Source organism: Streptomyces sp. NPDC096012 (assembly GCF_040426375.1).
Lineage (GTDB): Bacteria > Actinomycetota > Actinomycetes > Streptomycetales > Streptomycetaceae > Streptomyces.
This window is the reverse complement of the sequence record NZ_JBEOTD010000008.1, coordinates 110,553-130,863: the sequence shown is the minus strand read 5'-3', so window position 1 is coordinate 130,863 and position 20,311 is coordinate 110,553. Positions and strand designations below refer to the sequence as shown.

Here is a 20,311-nt window from a genome sequence, read left to right as displayed (position 1 = left end):
CTCACGGCCGAGCGGACAGACACCGCTCGGCTCCCCCCACGGCGGGGCGGACAGACACCGGTCAGCTCCCCTCACGGCCGAGCGGACAGACACCGCTCGGCTCCCCCCACGGCGGGGCGGACAGACACCGGTCAGCTCCCCTCACGGCCGAGCGGACAGACACCGGTCAGCTCCCCCCACGGCCGGGCAGACAGACACCGCTCAGTTCTCCTCACGGCCGGGCGGGCCAGCCGGTGGCCCGGCGCTTCCGGGCGCCGCCCGACCGGTGACGTCGGCGGTGCTCCCGCCGACACTCCCGCCTCTGCTCCCGCCGGTGCTCCCACCGGCAGACCCGGCGACGCCCCCGCCGGTGGTCGCCGCGGTCAGGAAGGCCGGCCGTTCGCCGCCGCCGTGCACCTGGAGGCTCGCCCCGCTGATGTAGGCGGCCGCGTCGGAGGCGAGGAAGACGGCGGCGGCACCGACGTCCGCGGGGGTGGCCAGCCGGCCGAGCGGGACCGTGCCGGCGACGGCGGCGAGGCCGTCGGGGCCGCCGTAGTGCAGGTGGGCCAGTTCGGTGCGGACCATGCCGGCCACGAGCGTGTTGACGCGCACCTCCGGCGCCCACTCCACGGCCATGGAGGCGGCCAGGTTGGCGAGGCCGGCCTTGGCCGCGCCGTAGGCGGCCGAGCCCGGCGAGGGCCGGCCCCCGCTGACGCTGCCGACCATCACGATCGAACCGCGGCCGCGCCGGAGGTGCTCGTACGCGGCGAGGGACGCGGTCAGCGGGGCGATCAGGTTCAGCTCGACGACCTTCGCGTGCCGTTCGGCGCCCGCGTCGGCCAGCAGCCGGTACGGCGTGCCGCCGGCGTTGTTGACGAGCACGTCGAGGCCGGGCAGCGCGGTGAAGAAGGCGCGGACGGCGGCCGGGTCACGCAGGTCGAGCGGGCTGAACTCCACTCCGTCCAGGGGATGTTCGGGGGGCCTGCGGGCACAGGCCAGGACCCGGGCCCCGGCCTCGGCGAAGGCGCGCGCGATTCCGGCGCCGACCCCTCGGGTGCCGCCGGTGACGACGACGGTCCGGCCGCGCAGCGAGTTGTCCACAGGGTGCGCCGTCGAGTTGTCCACAGGCTCTCCCGCTCGTCGGGGGCGGCTGCTAGCTTCGAAGCCTCACACCTAACAAATGTTTGGTGGAATGGCGTTGAGTGCGAAGGTAGCTGATGCGTCCATGGGTGTCTCCACCTCGTCCCCGGAAAAGGGGATTTCGCTCGTCACGGTCGACTTCCCGCCGGTGAACGCGCTGCCGGTGGCCGGATGGTTCGCGCTTGCCGAGGCGGTGCGCGCGGCGGGCCGCGATCCGGGGACGCGGTGCGTGCTGCTGGCCGCCCAGGGGCGCGGTTTCAACGCCGGCGTGGACATCAAGGAGATACAGGCGGCCGGGCAGCGGGCCCTGATCGGCGCCAACGAGGGCTGTGCCGAGGCGTTCGCCGCGGTCTACGAGTGCGCGACGCCGGTCGTCGCGGCGGTGCAGGGCTTCTGTCTGGGCGGCGGCATAGGCCTGGTGGGCAACGCGGACGCGGTGGTGGCGAGCGAGGACGCGACCTTCGGGCTGCCCGAGCTGGACCGGGGCGCGCTGGGTGCCGCCACGCATCTGGCACGGCTGGTCCCGCAGCACCTGATGCGCGCGCTGTACTACACCGGGCGCACGGCGAGCGCCGCCGAGCTGTACCGGCACGGCTCGGTCTGGCGTGTGGTGCCGCGCCCGGAGCTGCGGGCGGCGGCGCTGGAGCTGGCCCGGGAGATCGCCGCGAAGGACGGGCGGCTGCTGCGCATGGCCAAGGCCGCCGTCAACGGCATCGATCCGGTCGACGTGCGCCGTAGCTACCGCTTCGAGCAGGGCTTCACGTTCGAGGCGAATCTCAGCGGGCTGGCCGACCGGGTCCGCGACACGTTCGGGGCGGAGGGGGCGTAGGTGGGCGACAAGACGATGACCGCCGACGAGGTGGTCGCACGGCTGGAGAGCGGCATGACGCTCGGCATCGGCGGCTGGGGGTCGCGCCGCAAGCCGATGGCCCTGGTCCGGGCGCTGCTGCGCTCCGCGATCGGGGATCTCACGGTCGTCTCGTACGGCGGCCCGGACGTCGGCATGCTGGGCGCGGCCGGCCGGATCCGCAGGCTGGTCACGGCCTTCGTCACGCTCGACTCGATCCCGCTGGAGCCGCACTACCGGGCGGCGCGGGAGCGGGGCGGCTTCCGGCTGACGGAGGTGGACGAGGGCATGTTCCTGTCGGGCCTGCAGGCGGCGGCGCACCGGCTGCCCTTCCTGCCGGTGCGGGCCGGGCTCGGCTCGGACGTCATGCGGGCCGGCCCGGACCTGCGGACGGTGACGTCGCCGTACGCGGACGGGGAGACGTTCGTGGCCATGCCGGCCCTGCGCCTGGACGCGGCCCTGGTGCACGTCAACCGCGCCGACCGGCTGGGGAACGGCCAGTACCTGGGCCCGGACCCGTACTTCGACGACCTGTTCTGCGAGGCGGCGGACGCGGCCTACGTCTCGTGCGAACGCCTGGTGGACACGCCCGAGTTGACCAGAGGCGCGGCCCCGCAGTCGCTGCTGCTCAAACGGCTGGCGGTGACCGGTGTGGTGGAGGCGCCGAACGGGGCGCACTTCACGTCCTGCGCGCCGGACCACGGCCGGGACGAGGAGTTCCAGCGGTGCTACGCCTCCATGCCCTGGCCCGAGTTCACGGAGCGGTTCCTCGGCCGGGACGAGGCCGCGTACCAGGCGGCGGTGCGGGACTGGCGGAAGGAGCAGGGGCGATGAGCGTCACCCGGGCCGAGACGTGCGTCGTCGCCTGCGCCGAGGCCTGGCGGGGCGCCGGGGAGGTCCTGGCCAGTCCGATGGGCCTGATCCCCTCGCTGGGCGCGCGGCTGGCCCGGCTGACCTTCGCGCCGGACCTGCTGCTCACCGACGGCGAGGCACTGCTGGTCCGGCCGGACGGGACTCCCGAGGGCTGGCTGCCCTACCGGCAGCACCTGGCGCTGGTGGCGGGCGGGCGCCGGCACGTGATGATGGGCGCCGGCCAGATCGACCGGTTCGGCAACCAGAACATCTCCTGCGTCGGCGACTGGGCGCACCCCCGCCGGCAGCTGCTCGGGGTGCGCGGGGCCCCCCTCAACACGCTGAACAATCCGACGAGTTACTGGATCCCCAGGCACTCGCGGCGGGTGTTCGTGGAGCGGGTGGACATGGTGTGCGGGGTGGGTTACGACCGCGCGGCGGACCTCGGCCCGGCGGCCCGCTTCCACCGCATCGTCAGGGTCGTCTCCGACCTCGGCGTGTTCGACTTCGCCACACCGGACGGCTCGATGCGGCTGGCCTCACTGCACCCGGGGGTGGACCTGGAGCAGGTGCGCGAGGCGACGGGGTTCGCGCTCGCCGTGCCGGACGAGGTGCCCTGCACGCGGGAGCCCGACGCGGCGGAGCTGCGGCTGATCCGTGAGGTGCTGGACCCGGGCGGGACACGGGCGCGTGAGGTGCCGGAGGGGGTGAGGGGCTGATGGAGACGGCGCTCACCCGGCTGGTCGGGGTCCGCCATCCGATCGTGCAGACCGGCATGGGCTGGGTGGCCGGGCCCCGGCTGGTCTCGGCGGTGGCGGACGCGGGCGCCCTCGGCATCCTGGCCTCGGCGACGATGACGCTCGACCAGCTGCGCGACGCCGTCCGGGAGGTCCGGTCGCGTACCGGGGCGCCGTTCGGGGTGAACCTCCGGGCGGACGCGGGCGATGCGGGCGACCGGGTGCGGATCCTGCTGGAGGAGGGCGTCCGGGTGGCCTCCTTCGCCCTGGCGCCCTCGCGCGAGCTGATCACCCGGCTCAAGGAGGCGGGTGTGGTGGTCATCCCGTCCGTCGGGGCGCGGCGGCACGCCGAGAAGGTGGCGGCATGGGGTGCGGACGCGGTGATCGTGCAGGGCGGCGAGGGCGGCGGGCACACCGGTGAGGTGGCGACGAGCGTGCTGCTGCCCCAGGTGGTCGACGCGGTGCGGATACCGGTCGTGGCGGCCGGCGGCTTCTTCGACGGGCGGGGGCTGGTGGCGGCGCTGGCGTACGGGGCGGCCGGGGTGGCGATGGGCACGCGGTTCCTGCTGACCTCCGATTCGACGGTGCCGGACGCGGTGAAGGCCAGGTATCTGGCGGCGACCGTCCGGGACGTCACCGTGACCCGGGCGGTGGACGGCCTGCCGCACCGGATGCTGCGCACGGATCTCGTGGACGCGCTGGAGCGGTCGGGCCGCGCACGGTCCCTGGCCCGCGCGGTCCGGGAAGCGGCCGGTTTCCGGCGGTTGTCGGGGCTCACCTGGCGGCGGCTGATCCGCGACGGCCTCGCGCTCAGGCGCGGCAAGGAGCTGTCCTGGAGCCAGGTGCTGCTGGCCGCGAACACGCCGATGCTGCTCAAGTCGGCGATGGTGGACGGGCGTACGGACCTGGGGGTGATGGCGGCCGGCCAGGTCGCCGGGGTGATCGACGATCTGCCGTCCTGCGCGGAGCTGGTGGAGCGGACGATGGCGCAGGCGGCGAAAACCATCGGTGCGCTGCAGGCGGGGGGTGCTTCAATGCGCGCATGACACAGACGATCGGGCAGCCCTGGGGAATCAGCGTGTTCGGCGCCGGCAGCGTACGGGTGGAGCCGCAGCTGGTGCGGGTGCGGCTCACGGTGGACGTGCTGAAGTCCACGCCGGACCAGGCGTTCCAGGAGGCGGGCGCGGCGGTGTCCCGGCTGCGGGAGACCCTGCGCCGGCACGGGATACCGGACACGTCGGTGTCCGGGTCCCGGCTGAAGCTGGCCTCGGAGTACGACGGTTACGGCGGCGACCGCACCTTCCTCGGCTACCGCTGCCGGGCCTCGTACGCCGTGGAGTCCGAGGCGCTCGACGACCTTCGGCGGCTCATCGTGGACGCGGTCGACGCGGGCGCCCACCAGATCGACGAGGTCGAGTTCGACGTGCACGACAAGCCGGCGCTGCGCGACGAGGCGCGCCGCCGGGCGGTGGCGGCCGCCCGCCGCAAGGCCGAGGTCTACACGGAGGCGGCCGGGGTCTCGCTGGGCGGCGTGGTCCATGTGCAGGACGTGGACTCCGAGTCGCACGAGTTCCGCCAGTACCGCGGTCACGGTGGCGGCGGCGGTGCCTCGGCGGGCGATCTCGCCCCCGAGATGGTCGAGGTGTCCGCCGGCGTGGTCCTGGGGTTCGCGCTCGCCGACTGAGCCGCCCCGCGGGTCGCCCGCCGTTCGACCCGCTCCCGGCCACCCGTAGGCCGATCCGCCCCGCGGGCCGCCCGCCGACCCGACCACCCGCAGGGCCGCGGCCGGACGAGCCGCCCCACATTCGTGGCCCGGCCGCCCGGTGGGGGCGGCTCGGCGGCCCGGTGGGGGCGGCCCGGTGGAGGTGGCTCGGTGGAGGTGGCCCGGTGGAGGTGGCCCGGTGGGGGTAGCTCGGCGGCCCGGTGGGGGCTGCCCGGTGGACGTGCCTCGGCGGCCCGGTGGGGGCGGCCCGGTGGAGGTGCCTCGGCGGCCCGGTGGGGGCGGCCCGGTGGAGGTGCCTCGGCGGCCCGGTGGGGGCGGCCCGGTAGGGGTGGCCCGGCCGCCCGGTGGGGTTAGCTCGGCGGAGCCCGGTCGGGGTGGCTCGGCCGTTGTCAGAGCCGTTCGATGATCGTCACGTTGGCCTGGCCGCCGCCCTCGCACATGGTCTGCAGGCCGTAGCGGCCGCCGGTGCGCTCCAGTTCGTGCAGCAGGGTCGTCATGAGGCGGACGCCGGTCGCGCCGAGCGGGTGGCCGAGGGCGATCGCGCCGCCGTTGACGTTGACCCTGTCGGGGTCGGCGCCGGTCTCCTTCAGCCAGGCGAGGACGACCGGCGCGAAGGCCTCGTTGATCTCCACCAGGTCGATGGCGTCGATGGTCAGCCCGGTCCTGCGCAGCGCGTGCGCGGTGGCCGGGATCGGGGCGGTGAGCATGCGGATGGGGTCCTCGCCGCGCACGGAGAGGTGGTGGACGCGGGCGCGCGGACGCAGACCGTGGTCCCGTACCGCCCGCTCCGAGGCGAGCAGCATGGCCGCGGCCCCGTCGGAGACCTGGGAGGAGGAGGCGGCGGTGACGGTGCCGCCGTCGAGGACGGGCTTCAGGGCGGCCATCTTCTCCAGGGAGGTGTCCCGGCGCGGGCCCTCGTCGACCGCGACCTCGCCGTAGGGGACGGTCTCGCGCTCGAAACGGCCGGTGTCGATCGCCCAGATGGCCCGCCGGTGCGAGCGCAGGGCGAACTCCTCCTGGTCCTCACGGCCGATGTGCCACCGGGCGGCGATCGTCTCGGCGCCGGCGAACTGGTTGACGGGCTGGTCGCCGTAGCGGGCGCGCCAGCCGGTGCTGCCGAGGAAGGGCCCGTCGGTGAGGCCGAGGGGGGCGGCGGCCTGCCGGGAGGCGAAGGCGATGGGGATCTGGGTCATGTTCTGCACGCCGCCCGCGACCACCAGGTCCTGGGTGCCGGAGAGCACGGCCTGGGCGGCGAAGTGCACGGCCTGCTGGGAGGAACCGCACTGCCGGTCGACGGTCACGCCCGGCACCTCCTCGGGCAGCCCGGCGGCCAGCCAGGAGGTGCGGGCGATGTCACCGGCCTGCGGCCCCACCGTGTCCAGACAGCCGAAGACCACGTCCTCCACGGCGGCCGGGTCGATCCCGGTCCGTTCCACCAGCGCGGTGAGCACATGGGCGCCGAGGTCGGCCGGATGGGCGGCGCCGAGTCCTCCCCCGCGCCGCCCGACGGGCGTACGGACCGCTTCGACTATGTAGGCCTCGGCCATGGCAACTCCTTGGTCGGCAAGGGTCGTTATGCGCGTACGGCGATCCCGTCCAGCACCATCGACAGGTACTGGCGGGCGATCTCCTCGGGGCTGTGCTGTCCGCCGGGCCGGTACCAGGAGGCGGCGACCCACACGGTGTCCCGGACGAAGCGGTAGGTGAGCCGGACGTCCAGGTCGGCGCGGAAGACCCGTTCGTCCACCCCGCGTTCGAGCGTGGACAGCCAGGTCTTCTCGAACCGGCGCTGGGATTCGGCGAGGAAGGCGAACCGGTCCTGGTCGACGAGTTGCCTGCTCTCCTTCTGGTAGATCGCGACGGCGGCCCGGTGCCGGTCGATCTCCCGGAAGGACTCGGTGACCAGGGCCTCCAGCGTCTCGCGGGGGCCGAGCGCGGAGGCGAGGACGGTGTCGTAGCCGTCCCACAGCTCGTCGAGGAAGGTGCGCAGGATCTCCTCGAGCATCGATTCCTTGGAGTCGAAGTGGTAGTAGAGGCTGCCCGCGAGCATGCCGGCATGGTCGGCGATCCTGCGGACGGTGGTGGCGTTGTAGCCGTGCTCGGCGAAGACCTCGGCAGCGGTGCTGAGGAGTTCGCCGCGCCGGGCCGCCGCCGCGGTCACCTGGGACTTCTTCTTGGTCGACACGCACCCATTGTGGTCCGCCCCGGTCCTCAGGGATGCCTGCTGCTGACGGCGACGACCTCACCGGTCATGTACGACGCGTAGCCGGAGGCCAGGAACACGATCACGTTGGCCACCTCCCAGGGCTCCGCGTACCGTCCGAACGCCTCCCGCGCGGTGAGTTCCTCCAGCACTTCCGCGGAGGTGACCTTCACCAGATGCGGGTGCATGGCCAGGCTCGGGGCGACCGCGTTGACCCGCACGCCGTACGCGGCGGCCTCGATCGCGGCGCAGCGGGTCAGTGCCATCACCCCGGCCTTGGCCGCGGCGTAGTGCGCCTGGCCGGCCTGGGCGCGCCAGCCGGCGACCGAGGCGTTGTTGACGATCACCCCGCCGCCGGTCTCGCGCAGGGCGCGCAGGGCCGCACGCGTGCACCGGAAGGTGCCGGTCAGGGTGACGTCCAGGACCCTGGCCCACTGCTCGTCGGACATGTCGACGAGCTCCGAAGTGCCGCCGAGGCCCGCGTTGTTGACCACGACGTCCAGCCGTCCGTGCTCGGCCACGGCCGCGTCGAAGAGGGCCCGCACCTGTGCCTCGTCGGTGACGTCGCACGGCACGGCGGCCACCGCGCCGGGGAACTCCCGGGCCAGTTCGGCCTCGTACTCCTCGAGCCGGCGCGTGTGGGCGTCGCTGACGAGCACGCGTGCGCCCTCCTCCAGGAACCGGCGCGCGGTCGCGCCGCCGATCCCGGTGCCCGCGGCGGCGGTGACGACGGCCGTGCGTCCGTGCAGCAGTCCGTGCCCGGGTTCGTAGGCCGGGCTCTCGACGCCTGTCATGGGGCCACGCTAACCTACCAAACACTTGTTAGGGAAGGACGGTGACGGCGACCGTGGACCTGACCCACTCCGGGGCCGACGAGGAGTTCTGTGCCGAGGCCCGGGCCTGGCTGGAGGCGCACGTGCCGCGCACACCGCTGCCCTCCCTGGAGACGGCGGAGGGGTTCGCGGCGCACCGCGCGTGGGAGGCCGAACTGGCCGCGGACCGCTGGTCGGTGGTGTCGTGGCCGCGCGAGTACGGCGGCCGGGACGCGGGGCTGCTGCGCTGGCTGGTCTTCGAGGAGGAGTACTGGGCGGCGGGCGCGCCGGGCCGGGTCGGCCAGAACGGCGTCGGTCTGCTCGCACCGACGCTCTTCGACCACGGCACGCGGGAGCAACGCGCGCGCGTGCTGCCGCCGATGGCGTCCGGCGCGGTGGTCTGGGCGCAGGCCTGGTCGGAGCCGGAGGCCGGCTCCGACCTCGCCTCGCTCACCTCGCGGGCCATGCGCACGGACGGCGGCTGGCTGCTGACCGGGCACAAGACGTGGTCGTCGCGGGCCGCCTTCGCGGACCGGGCCTTCGGACTCTTCCGCAGCGACCCCGGGGCCGGGAAGCCGCACCACGGGCTCACCTATCTGATGTTCGACCTGCGGGCGCCCGGCGTCACGGTCCGTCCGATCGGCCGTCTCGACGGGAAGCCGGCCTTCGCCGAGCTGTTCCTGGACGACGTCTTCGTGCCGGACGAGGACGTGATCGGCGAGCCCGGGCAGGGCTGGCGGATCGCGATGTCCACGACGGGCGAGGAACGCGGGCTCACCCTGCGGTCCCCCGGCCGCTTCCTCGCCGCCGCGGACCGGCTGCTCGGCCTCTGGCGCGGTGAGGGCTGCCCGGAGCACGCCCGGGCGGGGGTGGCCGACGCCCTGATCGGCGCCCGCGCCTACCAGCTGTTCGGCTACGCGGCCGCCGCCCGCCTCCTGGAGGGCGACCGGCTCGGCCCGGAGTCCAGCATGAACAAGGTGTTCTGGTCCGAGCTGGACCTCGCGCTGCACGAGACCGCACTGGAGCTGCTCGCCGGTGAGGGCGAGCCGGCGGACTCCGCCTGGACCGAGGGTTACCTCTTCGCGCTCGCCGGTCCGATCTACGCGGGCACGAACGAGATCCAGCGCGACATCATCGCCGAGCGGCTGCTCGGCCTGCCGAAGGGACGCCGCTGATGCGCTTCCTCCTCGACACCGAGCAGCGCGCCTTCGCCGCGTCGCTGCACGCGATGCTGCGGGCCGCGGACACCCCGGCGGTGGTCCGGGACTGGAGCCGCGGCGACCACGCGAGCGGGCAGGCGCTGTGGTCGCGGATCGCCGCGGCGGGGGTGTTCGGGCTCGCGGTGCCGGAGGAGTACGGCGGGGCGGGGCCGCGTCCGGTGGAACTGGCCGTGGCCTTCGTCGAACTGGGACGGCACGCGGTACCGGGTCCGCTGGCGGAGACCGTCGCGGCCGCCGTGCTGCTCGGTGCGTGCCCGGCGGCCGGGCGTTTCCTGCCCGGGCTCGCGGCCGGCACCGGCATCGCGACCGTGGCGGCGTCCGCCGCAGGCGCCCTCGACGCGGACGCGGCCTCGCTGCACCTGTGCGTGGCGCCCGACGGCCTGCGCCTGACCGCCCCGGCCCCCGGCCCCGTACGCCGCTCGCTCGACCCGGCCCGGTGCCTGACCCCGCTGGCCCCGCACGGTGAACTCCTCACCCGCGAACCGCCGTACGACGAGGCCGTCACCTGGGCCCGGCTGGCCACGGCCGCACAGGCCCTCGGCGTCGGCCTCGCCCTGCTCGACCGGACCGTCGCCCATGTCCGGCAACGCACCCAGTTCGGCGTCCCCGTCGGCTCCTTCCAGGCCGTCAAGCACCGGCTGGCCGACGCCAGGACCGCCCTGGAGTTCGCCCGCCCCCTGCTCTTCGGCGCGGCCCTGTCGATGCGCCCGGCGGACGTGGCCGCCGCCAAGCTCAAGGCCTGCGAAGCGGCGTACACCACCGCCCGGACGGCACTGCACCTGCACGGCGCGATCGGCTACACCGCGGAGTTCGACCTGTCCCTGTGGCTGACCAGAGCCCACGCGCTCCGCACGGCGTGGGGCACCCCCGAGCAGTGCCGGAGCCTGGTGCTGCCCCGGGCCGCCGGCTAGGCGGCGGCATCTCCTGCGCCGGACCGCCGCTTGGGCGACGGCTCCGGCCGGGCCGGCGGTTCGGCACCGACGGCTCCCGGCCCGCGCGAGAGCGCTGCCGCGTGGCGGTCAGGCCTGGCCGTACGATCCCCGCGGCGCGTGCGGCCGTCAGCCGGCGCGGGGACCGGCCGACGAGACGGTCGTACGGCTCGGCGTCCGGGACCCGTCTCGGGTCCTTGCCGGCGTTGAGGAATCCGGCGCCGTCCACGACCCGCCGCGCGGGCACCGGCAGTTCGTGCGGCTCGCGCGGGAAGTCGAACGGGTGGCTGCCGGGGTCGCCGAAGCCGACGAGCTGCCGGAACAGCGGCCGCCATGCCCCCAGGCCGTCCGGGGGCCGAGCCCCGGTGATCACCGGTTGGCACGCGGACATGCAACGACGCCTGCCCGGTCGTCCGGTCGGGGACAGTGGGGCAGGCGCCGTCTGTGTTCCGTACGCCTTTGTACGGGACGTCTTCGGGACCGTCAGACCGCCAGAGCGCGGTCCGTCGGGCGGATCGGGGCCGGCAGTTCGCTGGCCCCGGTCAGGTGGCGGTCGACTCCGCGGGCGGCCGAGCGGCCCTCCGCGATCGCCCACACGATGAGGGACTGGCCGCGGCCGGCGTCACCGGCGACGAACACCCCGGGCACGTTGGTCTGGAAATCGGCGTCGCGAGCGATGTTACCGCGCTCGTCCAGCTCCAGGCCGAACTGCTCCACCAGGCCGTTCTCCCGGTCGGTGCCGGTGAAGCCCAGGGCGAGGGTGACGAGCTGGGCCGGGATCTTGCGCTCGGTGCCCGGCTTCTGGGTCAGCTTGCCGTCGATGAACTCGACCTCGGCCAGGTGCAGCCACTGCACGTTGCCGTCCTCGTCGCCCTCGAAGTGAGTGGTGGAGGCGGAGTAGATCCGCTCGCCGCCCTCCTCGTGGGCCGAGGTGACCTTGTACAGCAGCGGGAAGGTCGGCCACGGCTGGCTGGCCGGGTGCCGCACCTCGTTCGGGCGGGGCATGATCTCCAGCTGGGTGACGGAGGCCGCGCCCTGGCGGTGGGCGGTGCCCACGCAGTCCGCGCCCGTGTCACCGCCGCCGATGACGACGACGTGCTTGCCCTCGGCCGACAGCGGGGTGGTGACGTAGTCGCCCTCCTGCACCTTGTTGGCCAGCGGCAGGTACTCCATCGCCTGGTGGATGCCCTTCAGCTCCCGGCCGGGGACGGGCAGGTCACGGGCGGTGGTCGAACCGGCGGCGATCACGATCGCGTCGTACCGCTTCTTCAGGTCGCGCGCGTTGATGTCACGGCCGACCTCGACACCGGTACGGAAGCGGGTGCCCTCCGCGCGCATCTGCTCGATACGGCGGTTGATGTGCCGCTTCTCCATCTTGAACTCGGGGATGCCGTACCGCAGGAGGCCGCCGATGCGGTCCGCCCGCTCGTAGACGGCGACCGTGTGGCCGGCCCGGGTCAGCTGCTGGGCGGCGGCGAGGCCCGCCGGGCCCGAGCCGATGACGGCGACCGTCTTGCCGGACAGGCGCTCGGGGATCTGCGGGGCGACGTCCCCGGTCTCCCACGCCTTGTCGATGATCGAGACCTCGACGTTCTTGATGGTGACCGGCGACTGGTTGATGCCGAGCACGCACGCCGACTCGCAGGGGGCCGGGCAGAGGCGACCGGTGAACTCCGGGAAGTTGTTGGTCGCGTGCAGGCGCTCCTGGGCGGCCGCCCAGTCCTCGCGGTAGGCGTAGTCGTTCCACTCGGGGATCAGGTTCCCCAGCGGGCAGCCGTTGTGGCAGAACGGGATGCCGCAGTCCATGCACCGGCTGGCCTGCTTGCTGATGATCGGCAGCAGGGAGCCGGGGACGTAGACCTCGTTCCAGTCCTTGACGCGCTCGGCGACGGGACGGGAGGCGGCGAGCTCGCGGCCGTGGTTCAGGAAGCCCCTAGGGTCAGCCATTGATCGCCGCCTCCATCATCTTCTCGGTGATCTCGGTCTCGGTCAGACCGGCTCGCTCGGCGGCGTCCTTGGCGGCGAGCACTGCCTTGTACGTGCTGGGGATGATCTTGCTGAAGCGCTGCACGGCCACGTCCCAGTCGGCGAGCAGCTTCCCGGCGACCGTCGAGCCGGTCTCCTCGGCGTGGCGGCGCACCACGTCGTGCAGCCACTGCTTGTCCGTGTCGTCCAGCGCCTCGATGGCACCGGCGTTGCCGGCGTTGACGTTGTCCCGGTCGAGGTCGATGACGTAGGCGATGCCGCCGGACATGCCCGCCGCGAAGTTGCGGCCGGTCGGGCCGAGGACGACCGCGTGACCACCGGTCATGTACTCGCAGCCGTGGTCGCCCACGCCCTCGGAGACGACCGTCGCGCCGGAGTTGCGGACGCAGAACCGCTCGCCGGTCCGGCCGCGCAGGAACAGCTCGCCGCCGGTGGCGCCGTAGCCGATGGTGTTGCCCGCGATGGTCGAGTACTCGGCGAGGTGGTCGGCCGCGCGGTCCGGGCGGACGATGACGCGGCCGCCGGACAGGCCCTTGCCGACGTAGTCGTTGGCGTCGCCCTCCAGCCGCAGGGTGACACCGCGGGGCAGGAAGGCACCGAAGGACTGGCCGGCCGAGCCGGTGAAGGTGATGTCGATGGTGTCGTCGGGCAGGCCCGCACCGCCGAACTTCTTCGTCACCTCGTGGCCGAGCATGGTGCCGACCGTGCGGTTGATGTTGCGGATGGCGACCTGGGCGCGCACCGGCTGGGCCTCGGTCGCGTCGGAGGCGGCCAGGGCGTCGGCGGCGAGCTTGATCAGCTCGTTGTCCAGCGCCTTCTGCAGCCCGTGGTCCTGGGCGATCACCTGGTGGCGCACGGCGCCCTCGGGCAGGTCGGGCACGTGGAACAGCGGCTTGAGGTCCAGGCCCTGGGCCTTCCAGTGGTCGACGGCGCGCTCGACGTCCAGCACCTCGGCGTGGCCGACGGCCTCCTCGATGGAGCGGAAGCCCAGCTCGGCGAGCAGCTCGCGGACCTCCTCCGCGATGAACCGGAAGAAGTTCACCACGTACTCGGCCTTGCCGTTGAAGCGTTCGCGCAGGGTGGGGTTCTGCGTGGCGATGCCGACCGGGCAGGTGTCCAGGTGACAGACGCGCATCATGATGCAGCCGGAGACGACGAGCGGCGCGGTCGCGAAACCGAACTCCTCTGCGCCGAGCAGCGCGGCGATGACGACGTCACGGCCGGTCTTGAGCTGGCCGTCGGTCTGGACCACGATCCGGTCGCGCAGGCCGTTGAGCAACAGGGTCTGCTGGGTCTCGGCGAGGCCCAGCTCCCAGGGGCCGCCCGCGTGCTTCAGGGAGGTCAGCGGGGAGGCACCGGTACCGCCGTCGTGGCCGGAGATCAGCACGACGTCGGCGTGCGCCTTCGACACACCCGCGGCGACCGTGCCCACGCCGACCTCGGAGACCAGCTTGACGTGGATCCGCGCCTGCGGGTTCGCGTTCTTCAGGTCGTGGATCAGCTGGGCGAGGTCTTCGATGGAGTAGATGTCGTGGTGCGGCGGCGGGGAGATGAGGCCGACGCCGGGCGTCGAGTGACGCGTCTTCGCGACCCACGGGTAGACCTTGGGGCCGGGCAGCTGGCCGCCCTCACCGGGCTTGGCGCCCTGGGCCATCTTGATCTGGATGTCGTCGGCGTTGACCAGGTACTCGGAGGTGACGCCGAAGCGGCCGGAGGCGACCTGCTTGATCGCCGAGCGGCGCGCCGGGTCGTACAGGCGGTCCGAGTCCTCGCCGCCCTCACCGGTGTTGGACTTGCCGCCCAGCTGGTTCATGGCGATGGCGAGGGTCTCGTGCGCCTCCTTGGAGATGGAGCCGTACGACATCGCGCCCGTGGAGAAGCGCTTGACGATCTCGCTCGCCGGCTCGACCTCGTCGAGGGGGATCGGCTGCCGGCCGGACCGGAAGCCGAACAGGCCGCGCAGCGTCATCAGGCGCTCGGACTGCTCGTTCACCCGGTCCGTGTACTTCTTGAAGATGTCGTACCGGCCGGTGCGCGTGGAGTGCTGGAGCCGGAAGACGGTGTCCGGGTCGAACAGGTGCGGCTCGCCCTCGCGGCGCCACTGGTACTCGCCGCCGATCTCCAGCGCGCGGTGTGCGGGAGCGATGCCGGAGGCCGGGTAGGCCTTGGCGTGGCGGGCGGCGACCTCCTCGGCGATGACGTCGATGCCGACGCCGCCGATCTTGGTGGCCGTGCCGTTGAAGTACTTCGACACGAAGGTCTCGTCCAGGCCGACGGCCTCGAAGACCTGGGCGCCGCGGTAGGAGGCGACGGTGGAGATGCCCATCTTGGACATGACCTTCAGCACGCCCTTGCCGAGGGCGTAGATCAGGTTCTTGATGGCCTTCTCGGGCTCCAGGCCGTTCAGGAAGGTGCCCGCGCGCAGCAGGTCCTCGACGGACTCCATCGCCAGGTAGGGGTTGACGGCGGCGGCGCCGAAGCCGATGAGCAGGGCGACGTGGTGGACCTCGCGGACGTCGCCGGCCTCGACCAGCAGGCCCACGTGGGTGCGCTGCTTGGTGCGGATGAGGTGGTGGTGGACGGCCGCGGTGAGCAGCAGCGACGGGATCGGCGCGTGCTCGGCGTCGGAGTGCCGGTCGGACAGGACGATCAGGCGGGCGCCGTTGTCGATGGCGGCGTCGGCCTCGGCGCAGATCTCCTCGATGCGCGCGGCGAGCGACTCGCCGCCGCCGGAGACCCGGTACAGGCCGGAGAGGGTCGCGGCCTTGAAGCCGGGCATGTCGCCGTCGGCGTTGATGTGGATGAGCTTGGCCAGCTCGTCGTTGTCGATGACCGGGAAGGGCAGCAGGACGGACCGGCAGGAGGCGGCGGTCGGGTCGAGCAGGTTGCCCTGCGGGCCCAGCGAGCTGCGCAGGGAGGTGACCAGCTCCTCGCGGATCGCGTCCAGCGGCGGGTTGGTGACCTGCGCGAACAGCTGGGTGAAGTAGTCGAAGAGCAGCCGCGGGCGCTCGGACAGGGCCGCGATCGGCGAGTCCGTGCCCATGGAGCCGATCGGCTCGGCGCCGGAGCGGGCCATCGGCGCGAGCAGGATCCGCAGCTCCTCCTCGGTGTAGCCGAAGGTCTGCTGGCGGCGGGTGACCGAGGCGTGGGTGTGGACGATGTGCTCGCGCTCGGGCAGGTCGCCCAGCTCGATCTCGCCGGCCTCCACCCATTCGCCGTACGGCTTCTCGGCCGCGAGGGACGCCTTGATCTCGTCGTCCTCGATGATGCGGTGCTCGGCGGTGTCGACGAGGAACATGCGGCCGGGCTGCAGGCGGCCCTTGCGGACGACCTTGGCCGGGTCGATGTCCAGGACGCCGACCTCGGAGCCGAGGACGACGAGGCCGTCGTCGGTGACCCAGTAGCGGCCGGGGCGCAGGCCGTTGCGGTCGAGCACGGCGCCGACCTGGGTGCCGTCGGTGAAGGTGACGCAGGCGGGGCCGTCCCAGGGCTCCATCATCGTGGAGTGGAACTGGTAGAAGGCGCGCCGGTCCGCGTCCATGGAGTCGTGGTTCTCCCACGCCTCCGGGATCATCATCAGCACGGAGTGCGGCAGCGAGCGGCCGCCGAGGTGCAGCAGCTCCAGCACCTCGTCGAAGGAGGCCGAGTCGGAGGCGTCCGGCGTGCACACCGGGAAGATGCGCTCGATGCCCTTGCCGTCGGTGCCGAAGAGGTCCGAGACGAGCTGGGACTCGCGGGCGACCATCCAGTTGCGGTTGCCCTTGACGGTGTTGATCTCACCGTTGTGCGCGACGAAGCGGTACGGGTGCGCGAGCGGCCAGGACGGGAAGGTGTTCGTGGAGAAGCGCGAGTGGACGAGCGCGATCGCGGAGCCGAAGCGCCGGTCGGACAGGTCGGGGAAGAAGGGCTCCAGCTGACCGGTGGTCAGCATGCCCTTGTAGACGATCGTCCGGGCGGAGAGGGAGGGGAAGTAGACCCCCGCCTCGCGCTCGGCGCGCTTGCGCAGGACGAACGCCTTGCGGTCCAGCGCGATGCCCTCGCTGGCGTGGTCGGCGACGAAGATCTGACGGAAGACCGGCATGGTCGACCGGGCGGTGGCACCCAGCAGCTCCGGGGCGACCGGGACCTCGCGCCAGCCGAGGACGGTGAGGCCCTCGTCGGCCGCGATCGTCTCGATGTGTGAGACGGCGTCCTCGGTTCCCTCCCCCGGCAGGAAGGCGATGCCGACGGCGTAGGAGCCGGCGGCGGGCAGGTCGAATCCGGCCACCTCACGGAAGAAGGTGTCGGGAACCTGGGACAGGATGCCCGCGCCGTCGCCCGAGTCGGGCTCCGAGCCGGTGGCACCCCGGTGCTCCAGGTTGCGCAGTACGGTGAGCGCCTGCTCGACCAGCGTGTGGGACGCCTCGCCGGTAAGGGTGGCGACGAAACCGACACCACAGGCGTCGTGTTCGTTGCGGGGGTCGTACATACCCTGGGCAGCAGGGCGAGCATCCATGAACGACCAGTTCTGGCCATTCGCGGAATGCTGGGACGGCTGGCGCGGTGTACGCATCGGCTCTCCCGTCGTCGTCATGTGGCATGTGGCAGGTGCCGAGGGACGACGTTGGCCCTCTGCGTGGAGTGCAAAATTTCGTGCAGGTTACATGATGGAGCGGTTCTCGGGAAGCGGATACTCCGTTCCAGCATGCGGACACCACGGGGGGCCGTGGCGCCCTGCCGCACGGAGCGGCACTGTGCCCAGCGGGCGGTCAACGTATGAGGGGGGCCGGCACGGATGAGATCGTTCGGATCGCTGTCCGTCGGCCCGGGGCGGGGGAGCCTCGTCGGCTCATCCCACGGGAGGGGGGTACGGCAGGCGTCATTGCCCGCGGCGCTTACGGCTGATGCCCGGTGGCCACGCTCCTGAAACCAACGGGTAACGGCTACTTATACAACCCGATGCATACATTGCGCCTGGGCTATCCTACGGCCGTTCCGAACAGTCCGCCCAGGGCGTAGGTCACACCGGCCGCCGCACCGCCGAGCGCGAGCTGCCGCAGGCCGCTGTACCACCAGGACCGCGCGGTCACCTTGGCCACCACGGCACCGCAGCCGAAGAGCCCGGCGAGGGCGAGGAGCACGGCGGGCCACAGGGCGGAGGCGCCCAGCAGGTACGGCAGCAGCGGCAGCAGGGCTCCGAGCGCGAACGAGCCGAACGACGACACGGCGGCGACCAGGGGCGACGGCAGATCGGCGGGGTCGATGCCCAGTTCCTCGCGCGCGTGTATCTCCAGGGCCTGCTCGGGGTCCCGGGACAGCTGGCGGGCGACCTGCCGGGCCAGCTCGGGCTCGACACCGCGGGCCACGTAGAGTGCCGCCAGCTCGTCCTCCTCGTCCTGCGGATGCTTGCGCAGCTCGCGGCGCTCGACGTCGAGCTCGGCCTCGACCAGCTCGCGCTGCGAGGCGACGGAGGTGTACTCCCCGGCCGCCATCGAGAAGGCGCCCGCGGCGAGGCCGGCGAGTCCGGTGACGATGATCGTCTGCTGGCCCACGGAACCACCGGCCACACCGGTCATCAGGGCGAGGTTGGAGACCAGGCCGTCCATCGCGCCGAAGACGGCGGGGCGCAGCCAGCCGCCGTTCACGTCGCGGTGCGTGTGGTTGTCGCGGTGCGCCTCGTGCAGCGCGGCCTCGGTGTCGATGATGGCCATACCGGCCCCCCGGGATAGCTAAGCCAAAGCTAACTTTGGACGAGATCTACTTTTTGACAACTAGAACTCTATGCCGATCATTCCCCGCCCGCCAGCAAGGAAAGGCTGAGCTAACCTGCGGCTTTACCTTCTTTGCTCATTCGTGCGGGTGTCAGCTCAGATGCCGAGCGGGTGACTACCGGCCGGTGGTGGCTGGGCTCGCCGCCTGCCGTGGCACACATGCGCAAAGGGTCTGCGGGTCCCGCTGATCGAGGCCGCCCAGGGCCCGTGGTCCTGTTCGAGGAGGCCGCCTCATGGCATCGATCGCCTGCACTCCCCCGGTCCCGGCCCCCGGGGACGCCCCGGGGCTGCGCGAACGGGCCCGTGGCGCACTGCTCGGTCTGGCGGTCGGGGACGCGCTGGGGGCTCCGGCGGAGAACCTCAGGCCTTCGGAGATCCGCGCGCGCTGGGGCCGCATCACCGGGTACGTGGCGGAGAAGCCGTCCGGCACGGACGACACCGAGTACGCGATCTTCTCCGGTCTCCTGCTGGCCCGGCACGGCTCGGCGCTGACCCCGGCACACGTCGAGGCGGCCTGGCACGAGTGGATCGCCGACCGGGCCGAGGGGCCGTTCCGGGGCGCGGGCTTCAGCGAGCGCGGCACCCTGGAGAACCTCCGGCGGGGTCTGGCCGCGCCCATCTCGGCCCAGCACCGCCATGCGTGGAGCGACGGTCTGGCGATGCGCGCGGCGCCCTTCGGCGTCTTCGCCGCCGGGCGCCCGGGGGAGGCGGCCCGGCTGGTGGCGATCGACGGTTCCATCAGTCACGAGGGCGAGGGCATCTACGGCGGCCAGGCGGTCGCGGCGGGGGTGGCGGCGGCGATGACGGGAGCGCCCGTGCCGGTGGTGGTCGCCTCCGCCCTCGCGGTCGTCCCCGACGACTCCTGGACGGCCCGTTCGCTGCGCCGCGCGGTGACGGTGGCCCACCGCGGCGAACGCGCGGTGCGCTCCGCGGTCGTCATCGGCGGCTACCCCTGGACCGACCTGGCCCCGGAAGCGGTCGCGCTCGCCTTCGGCGCGTACGCGGCGGCCGACGGCGACTTCCGCGAGGCGGTCCTGACGGCCGTCAACATGGGCCGCGACGCGGACACGACGGCGGCGGTGGCGGGCGCGCTGTCCGGCGCGGCGCAGGGCCTGTCGGCGATCCCACCGGCCTGGGCGGCCGCGATCGGCCCCGCCCGCGGCCGCTGCCTGCCGTCCATGGCCGGCCACCACGTCCTGGACGTGGCGGAACTGCTGGTACCGGGCGAGGGCGGCAAGTGGGGGGCGGACATCGTCCTACCGGGAACCCTGCCATCGGAACTGCCGGCACCGGCCGCGAGCGAGAACAGGGAGGCAGACCACGCACTACCGGAACCCCTGTCGACGCCACTCCTGACACCGGTCACGAGCCAGAACCGGGAGCCAGACCACGCACTACCGGAACCCCCGTCGACGCCACTCCTGACACCGGCCGCGAGCCAGAACCGGGAGCCGGACCACGCACCACCGCAAACCCCATCGACGCCACTCCTGACACCGGCCGCGAGCCAGAACCGGGAGGTGGGCAGCGCACCACCGCAAACCCCGCCGACGCCACTCCTGACACCGGCCGCGAGCCAGAACCGGGAGCCAGACCACGCACCACCGCAAACCCCGGTCGCGAGCGAGAACCGTGGGGCGGGCAGCGCACTACCGGAAGCCCTGCCCGTGGAACTGCCGGGACCGGGCGGCGCCGGGAGGTGCGGGGCGGACAGCGCGGCGCCGGGCGGCGGCGCGAGGTGCGGGGCGGACAGCGCGGCGCCGGAGGCCTCACAGCCGCCGGCCTTGACGCCCCCTCCCCAGCCCCCGGAACTGCCCCCGCCCCCAACCGTCACCCACCGACCCACCGAGCTGGGCCCACCCCCAACGCACACCCCGCAGCCCACCGAGCCACTCCCGCCCCCAACCGTCACCCACCGACCCACCGAGCTGGGCCCACCCCCACCCCCAACGTCCACCTCCCCACCCACCGAGCCGGGCGGTGGGTGGGCGGAAGGCCTGGGGACCAGGACGCCGAGCCCCCTGGAGAGCCGGGGGACCGACGAGCCGAGCCCACCGGAGGCAAAGGGAATCGACGAGCCGAGCCCACCGGAGGCTCAGGGAGGCAGCGGGTCGAGCCCGCTGGAGGGGGTCG

The 20,311-nt window shown here is 73.2% G+C and carries 14 protein-coding genes and 2 pseudogenes; 8 read left to right on the top strand and 8 right to left on the bottom strand.

The genetic code is table 11. From position 1 onward, the window contains the following. Positions 1–201: 201 nt before the first annotated feature. The gene (locus tag ABVB68_RS11335) at positions 202–1,068 is read right to left on the bottom strand and encodes an SDR family oxidoreductase (protein WP_353600874.1); all 867 of its coding nucleotides are present in this window, start codon (positions 1,066–1,068) and stop codon (positions 202–204) included. 136 nt (positions 1,069–1,204) lie between these two features. On the opposite strand from ABVB68_RS11335, the gene ABVB68_RS11330 reads away from it, so the two are divergent. The 5 genes from ABVB68_RS11330 to ABVB68_RS11310 are packed head-to-tail and all read left to right on the top strand — an operon-like array spanning position 1,205 to position 5,239. Beyond that, positions 1,205–1,948: an enoyl-CoA hydratase family protein gene (locus tag ABVB68_RS11330; protein WP_353600792.1), complete on the top strand. Its 744-nt coding sequence runs from the start codon at positions 1,205–1,207 to the stop codon at positions 1,946–1,948. Next, on the top strand, positions 1,949–2,800 hold the full coding sequence (locus tag ABVB68_RS11325; protein WP_353600791.1) for a CoA transferase subunit A: 852 nt from the start codon (positions 1,949–1,951) through the stop codon (positions 2,798–2,800). Further along, on the top strand, positions 2,797–3,537 hold the full coding sequence (locus ABVB68_RS11320) for a CoA-transferase subunit beta (protein WP_353600790.1): 741 nt from the start codon (positions 2,797–2,799) through the stop codon (positions 3,535–3,537). The genes ABVB68_RS11325 and ABVB68_RS11320 overlap by 4 nt, the downstream gene beginning before the upstream one ends. Then, positions 3,537–4,601 carry an NAD(P)H-dependent flavin oxidoreductase gene (locus ABVB68_RS11315; RefSeq protein WP_353600789.1) on the top strand — a complete coding sequence of 355 codons (1,065 nt, stop codon included), beginning with the start codon at positions 3,537–3,539 and terminating at the stop codon, positions 4,599–4,601. The genes ABVB68_RS11320 and ABVB68_RS11315 overlap by 1 nt, the downstream gene beginning before the upstream one ends. Then, positions 4,598–5,239 carry an SIMPL domain-containing protein gene (locus ABVB68_RS11310; protein ID WP_353600788.1) on the top strand — a complete coding sequence of 214 codons (642 nt, stop codon included), beginning with the start codon at positions 4,598–4,600 and terminating at the stop codon, positions 5,237–5,239. Before ABVB68_RS11315 ends, ABVB68_RS11310 begins: the two co-directional genes overlap by 4 nt. Positions 5,240–5,667: 428 nt before the next feature. On the opposite strand, the gene ABVB68_RS11305 is transcribed toward ABVB68_RS11310, so the two are convergent. The 3 genes from ABVB68_RS11305 to ABVB68_RS11295 are packed head-to-tail and all read right to left on the bottom strand — an operon-like array spanning position 5,668 to position 8,275. Then, the gene (locus ABVB68_RS11305) at positions 5,668–6,825 is read right to left on the bottom strand and encodes an acetyl-CoA C-acetyltransferase (protein ID WP_353600787.1); all 1,158 of its coding nucleotides are present in this window, start codon (positions 6,823–6,825) and stop codon (positions 5,668–5,670) included. 26 nt (positions 6,826–6,851) lie between these two features. Then, positions 6,852–7,463 (bottom strand): TetR/AcrR family transcriptional regulator, encoded by a 612-nt coding sequence (locus ABVB68_RS11300; RefSeq protein WP_353600786.1) that lies wholly within the window; start codon positions 7,461–7,463, stop codon positions 6,852–6,854. A 26-nt stretch (positions 7,464–7,489) separates the two neighbouring features. After that, positions 7,490–8,275: an SDR family oxidoreductase gene (locus ABVB68_RS11295; protein WP_353600785.1), complete on the bottom strand. Its 786-nt coding sequence runs from the start codon at positions 8,273–8,275 to the stop codon at positions 7,490–7,492. Between the two features lie 53 nt (positions 8,276–8,328). Between ABVB68_RS11295 and ABVB68_RS11290 the strand changes: the two genes are divergently transcribed. After that, positions 8,329–9,468 carry an acyl-CoA dehydrogenase family protein gene (locus ABVB68_RS11290; RefSeq protein ID WP_353600873.1) on the top strand — a complete coding sequence of 380 codons (1,140 nt, stop codon included), beginning with the start codon at positions 8,329–8,331 and terminating at the stop codon, positions 9,466–9,468. After that, complete coding sequence (locus ABVB68_RS11285) at positions 9,468–10,424, top strand: acyl-CoA dehydrogenase family protein (RefSeq protein ID WP_353600784.1); 957 nt, start codon at positions 9,468–9,470, stop codon at positions 10,422–10,424. Before ABVB68_RS11290 ends, ABVB68_RS11285 begins: the two co-directional genes overlap by 1 nt. 133 nt (positions 10,425–10,557) lie before the next feature. On the opposite strand, the pseudogene ABVB68_RS11280 reads toward ABVB68_RS11285, so the two are convergent. From ABVB68_RS11280 to ABVB68_RS11265, 4 genes and pseudogenes are all read right to left on the bottom strand, one after another. Continuing rightward, positions 10,558–10,833 (bottom strand): annotated as a pseudogene (locus ABVB68_RS11280) (VWA domain-containing protein); the annotation flags it as partial. Positions 10,834–10,925: 92 nt separating this feature from the next. Continuing rightward, complete coding sequence (locus ABVB68_RS11275) at positions 10,926–12,389, bottom strand: glutamate synthase subunit beta (RefSeq protein WP_353600783.1); 1,464 nt, start codon at positions 12,387–12,389, stop codon at positions 10,926–10,928. Beyond that, the gene (gene gltB / locus ABVB68_RS11270; protein ID WP_353600781.1) at positions 12,382–16,980 is read right to left on the bottom strand and encodes a glutamate synthase large subunit; all 4,599 of its coding nucleotides are present in this window, start codon (positions 16,978–16,980) and stop codon (positions 12,382–12,384) included. The genes ABVB68_RS11275 and gltB overlap by 8 nt, the downstream gene beginning before the upstream one ends. Positions 16,981–17,386: 406 nt before the next feature. Next, positions 17,387–18,118: a VIT1/CCC1 transporter family protein gene (locus ABVB68_RS11265; RefSeq protein WP_353600780.1), complete on the bottom strand. Its 732-nt coding sequence runs from the start codon at positions 18,116–18,118 to the stop codon at positions 17,387–17,389. 293 nt (positions 18,119–18,411) lie between these two features. Between ABVB68_RS11265 and ABVB68_RS11260 the strand changes: the two are divergent. Beyond that, positions 18,412–19,476: pseudogene (locus ABVB68_RS11260) on the top strand (ADP-ribosylglycohydrolase family protein); the annotation flags it as partial. Between the last annotated feature and the right edge of the window lie 835 nt (positions 19,477–20,311).

What these genes read in the sequence shown, in the direction of transcription:
- ABVB68_RS11330 (WP_353600792.1), top strand. Translation starts at nt 1,205, where the DNA reads ATGGGTGTCTCCACCTCGTCCCCGGAAAAGGGGATTTCGCTCGTCACG.
- ABVB68_RS11320 (WP_353600790.1), top strand. Translation starts at nt 2,797, where the DNA reads ATGAGCGTCACCCGGGCCGAGACGTGCGTCGTCGCCTGCGCCGAGGCC.
- ABVB68_RS11315 (WP_353600789.1), top strand. Translation starts at nt 3,537, where the DNA reads ATGGAGACGGCGCTCACCCGGCTGGTCGGGGTCCGCCATCCGATCGTG.
- ABVB68_RS11310 (WP_353600788.1), top strand. Translation starts at nt 4,598, where the DNA reads ATGACACAGACGATCGGGCAGCCCTGGGGAATCAGCGTGTTCGGCGCC.
- ABVB68_RS11305 (WP_353600787.1), bottom strand. Translation starts at nt 6,825, where the DNA reads ATGGCCGAGGCCTACATAGTCGAAGCGGTCCGTACGCCCGTCGGGCGG.
- ABVB68_RS11295 (WP_353600785.1), bottom strand. Translation starts at nt 8,275, where the DNA reads ATGACAGGCGTCGAGAGCCCGGCCTACGAACCCGGGCACGGACTGCTG.
- ABVB68_RS11285 (WP_353600784.1), top strand. Translation starts at nt 9,468, where the DNA reads ATGCGCTTCCTCCTCGACACCGAGCAGCGCGCCTTCGCCGCGTCGCTG.
- ABVB68_RS11275 (WP_353600783.1), bottom strand. Translation starts at nt 12,389, where the DNA reads ATGGCTGACCCTAGGGGCTTCCTGAACCACGGCCGCGAGCTCGCCGCC.
- gltB (WP_353600781.1), bottom strand. Translation starts at nt 16,980, where the DNA reads ATGCGTACACCGCGCCAGCCGTCCCAGCATTCCGCGAATGGCCAGAAC.
- ABVB68_RS11265 (WP_353600780.1), bottom strand. Translation starts at nt 18,118, where the DNA reads ATGGCCATCATCGACACCGAGGCCGCGCTGCACGAGGCGCACCGCGAC.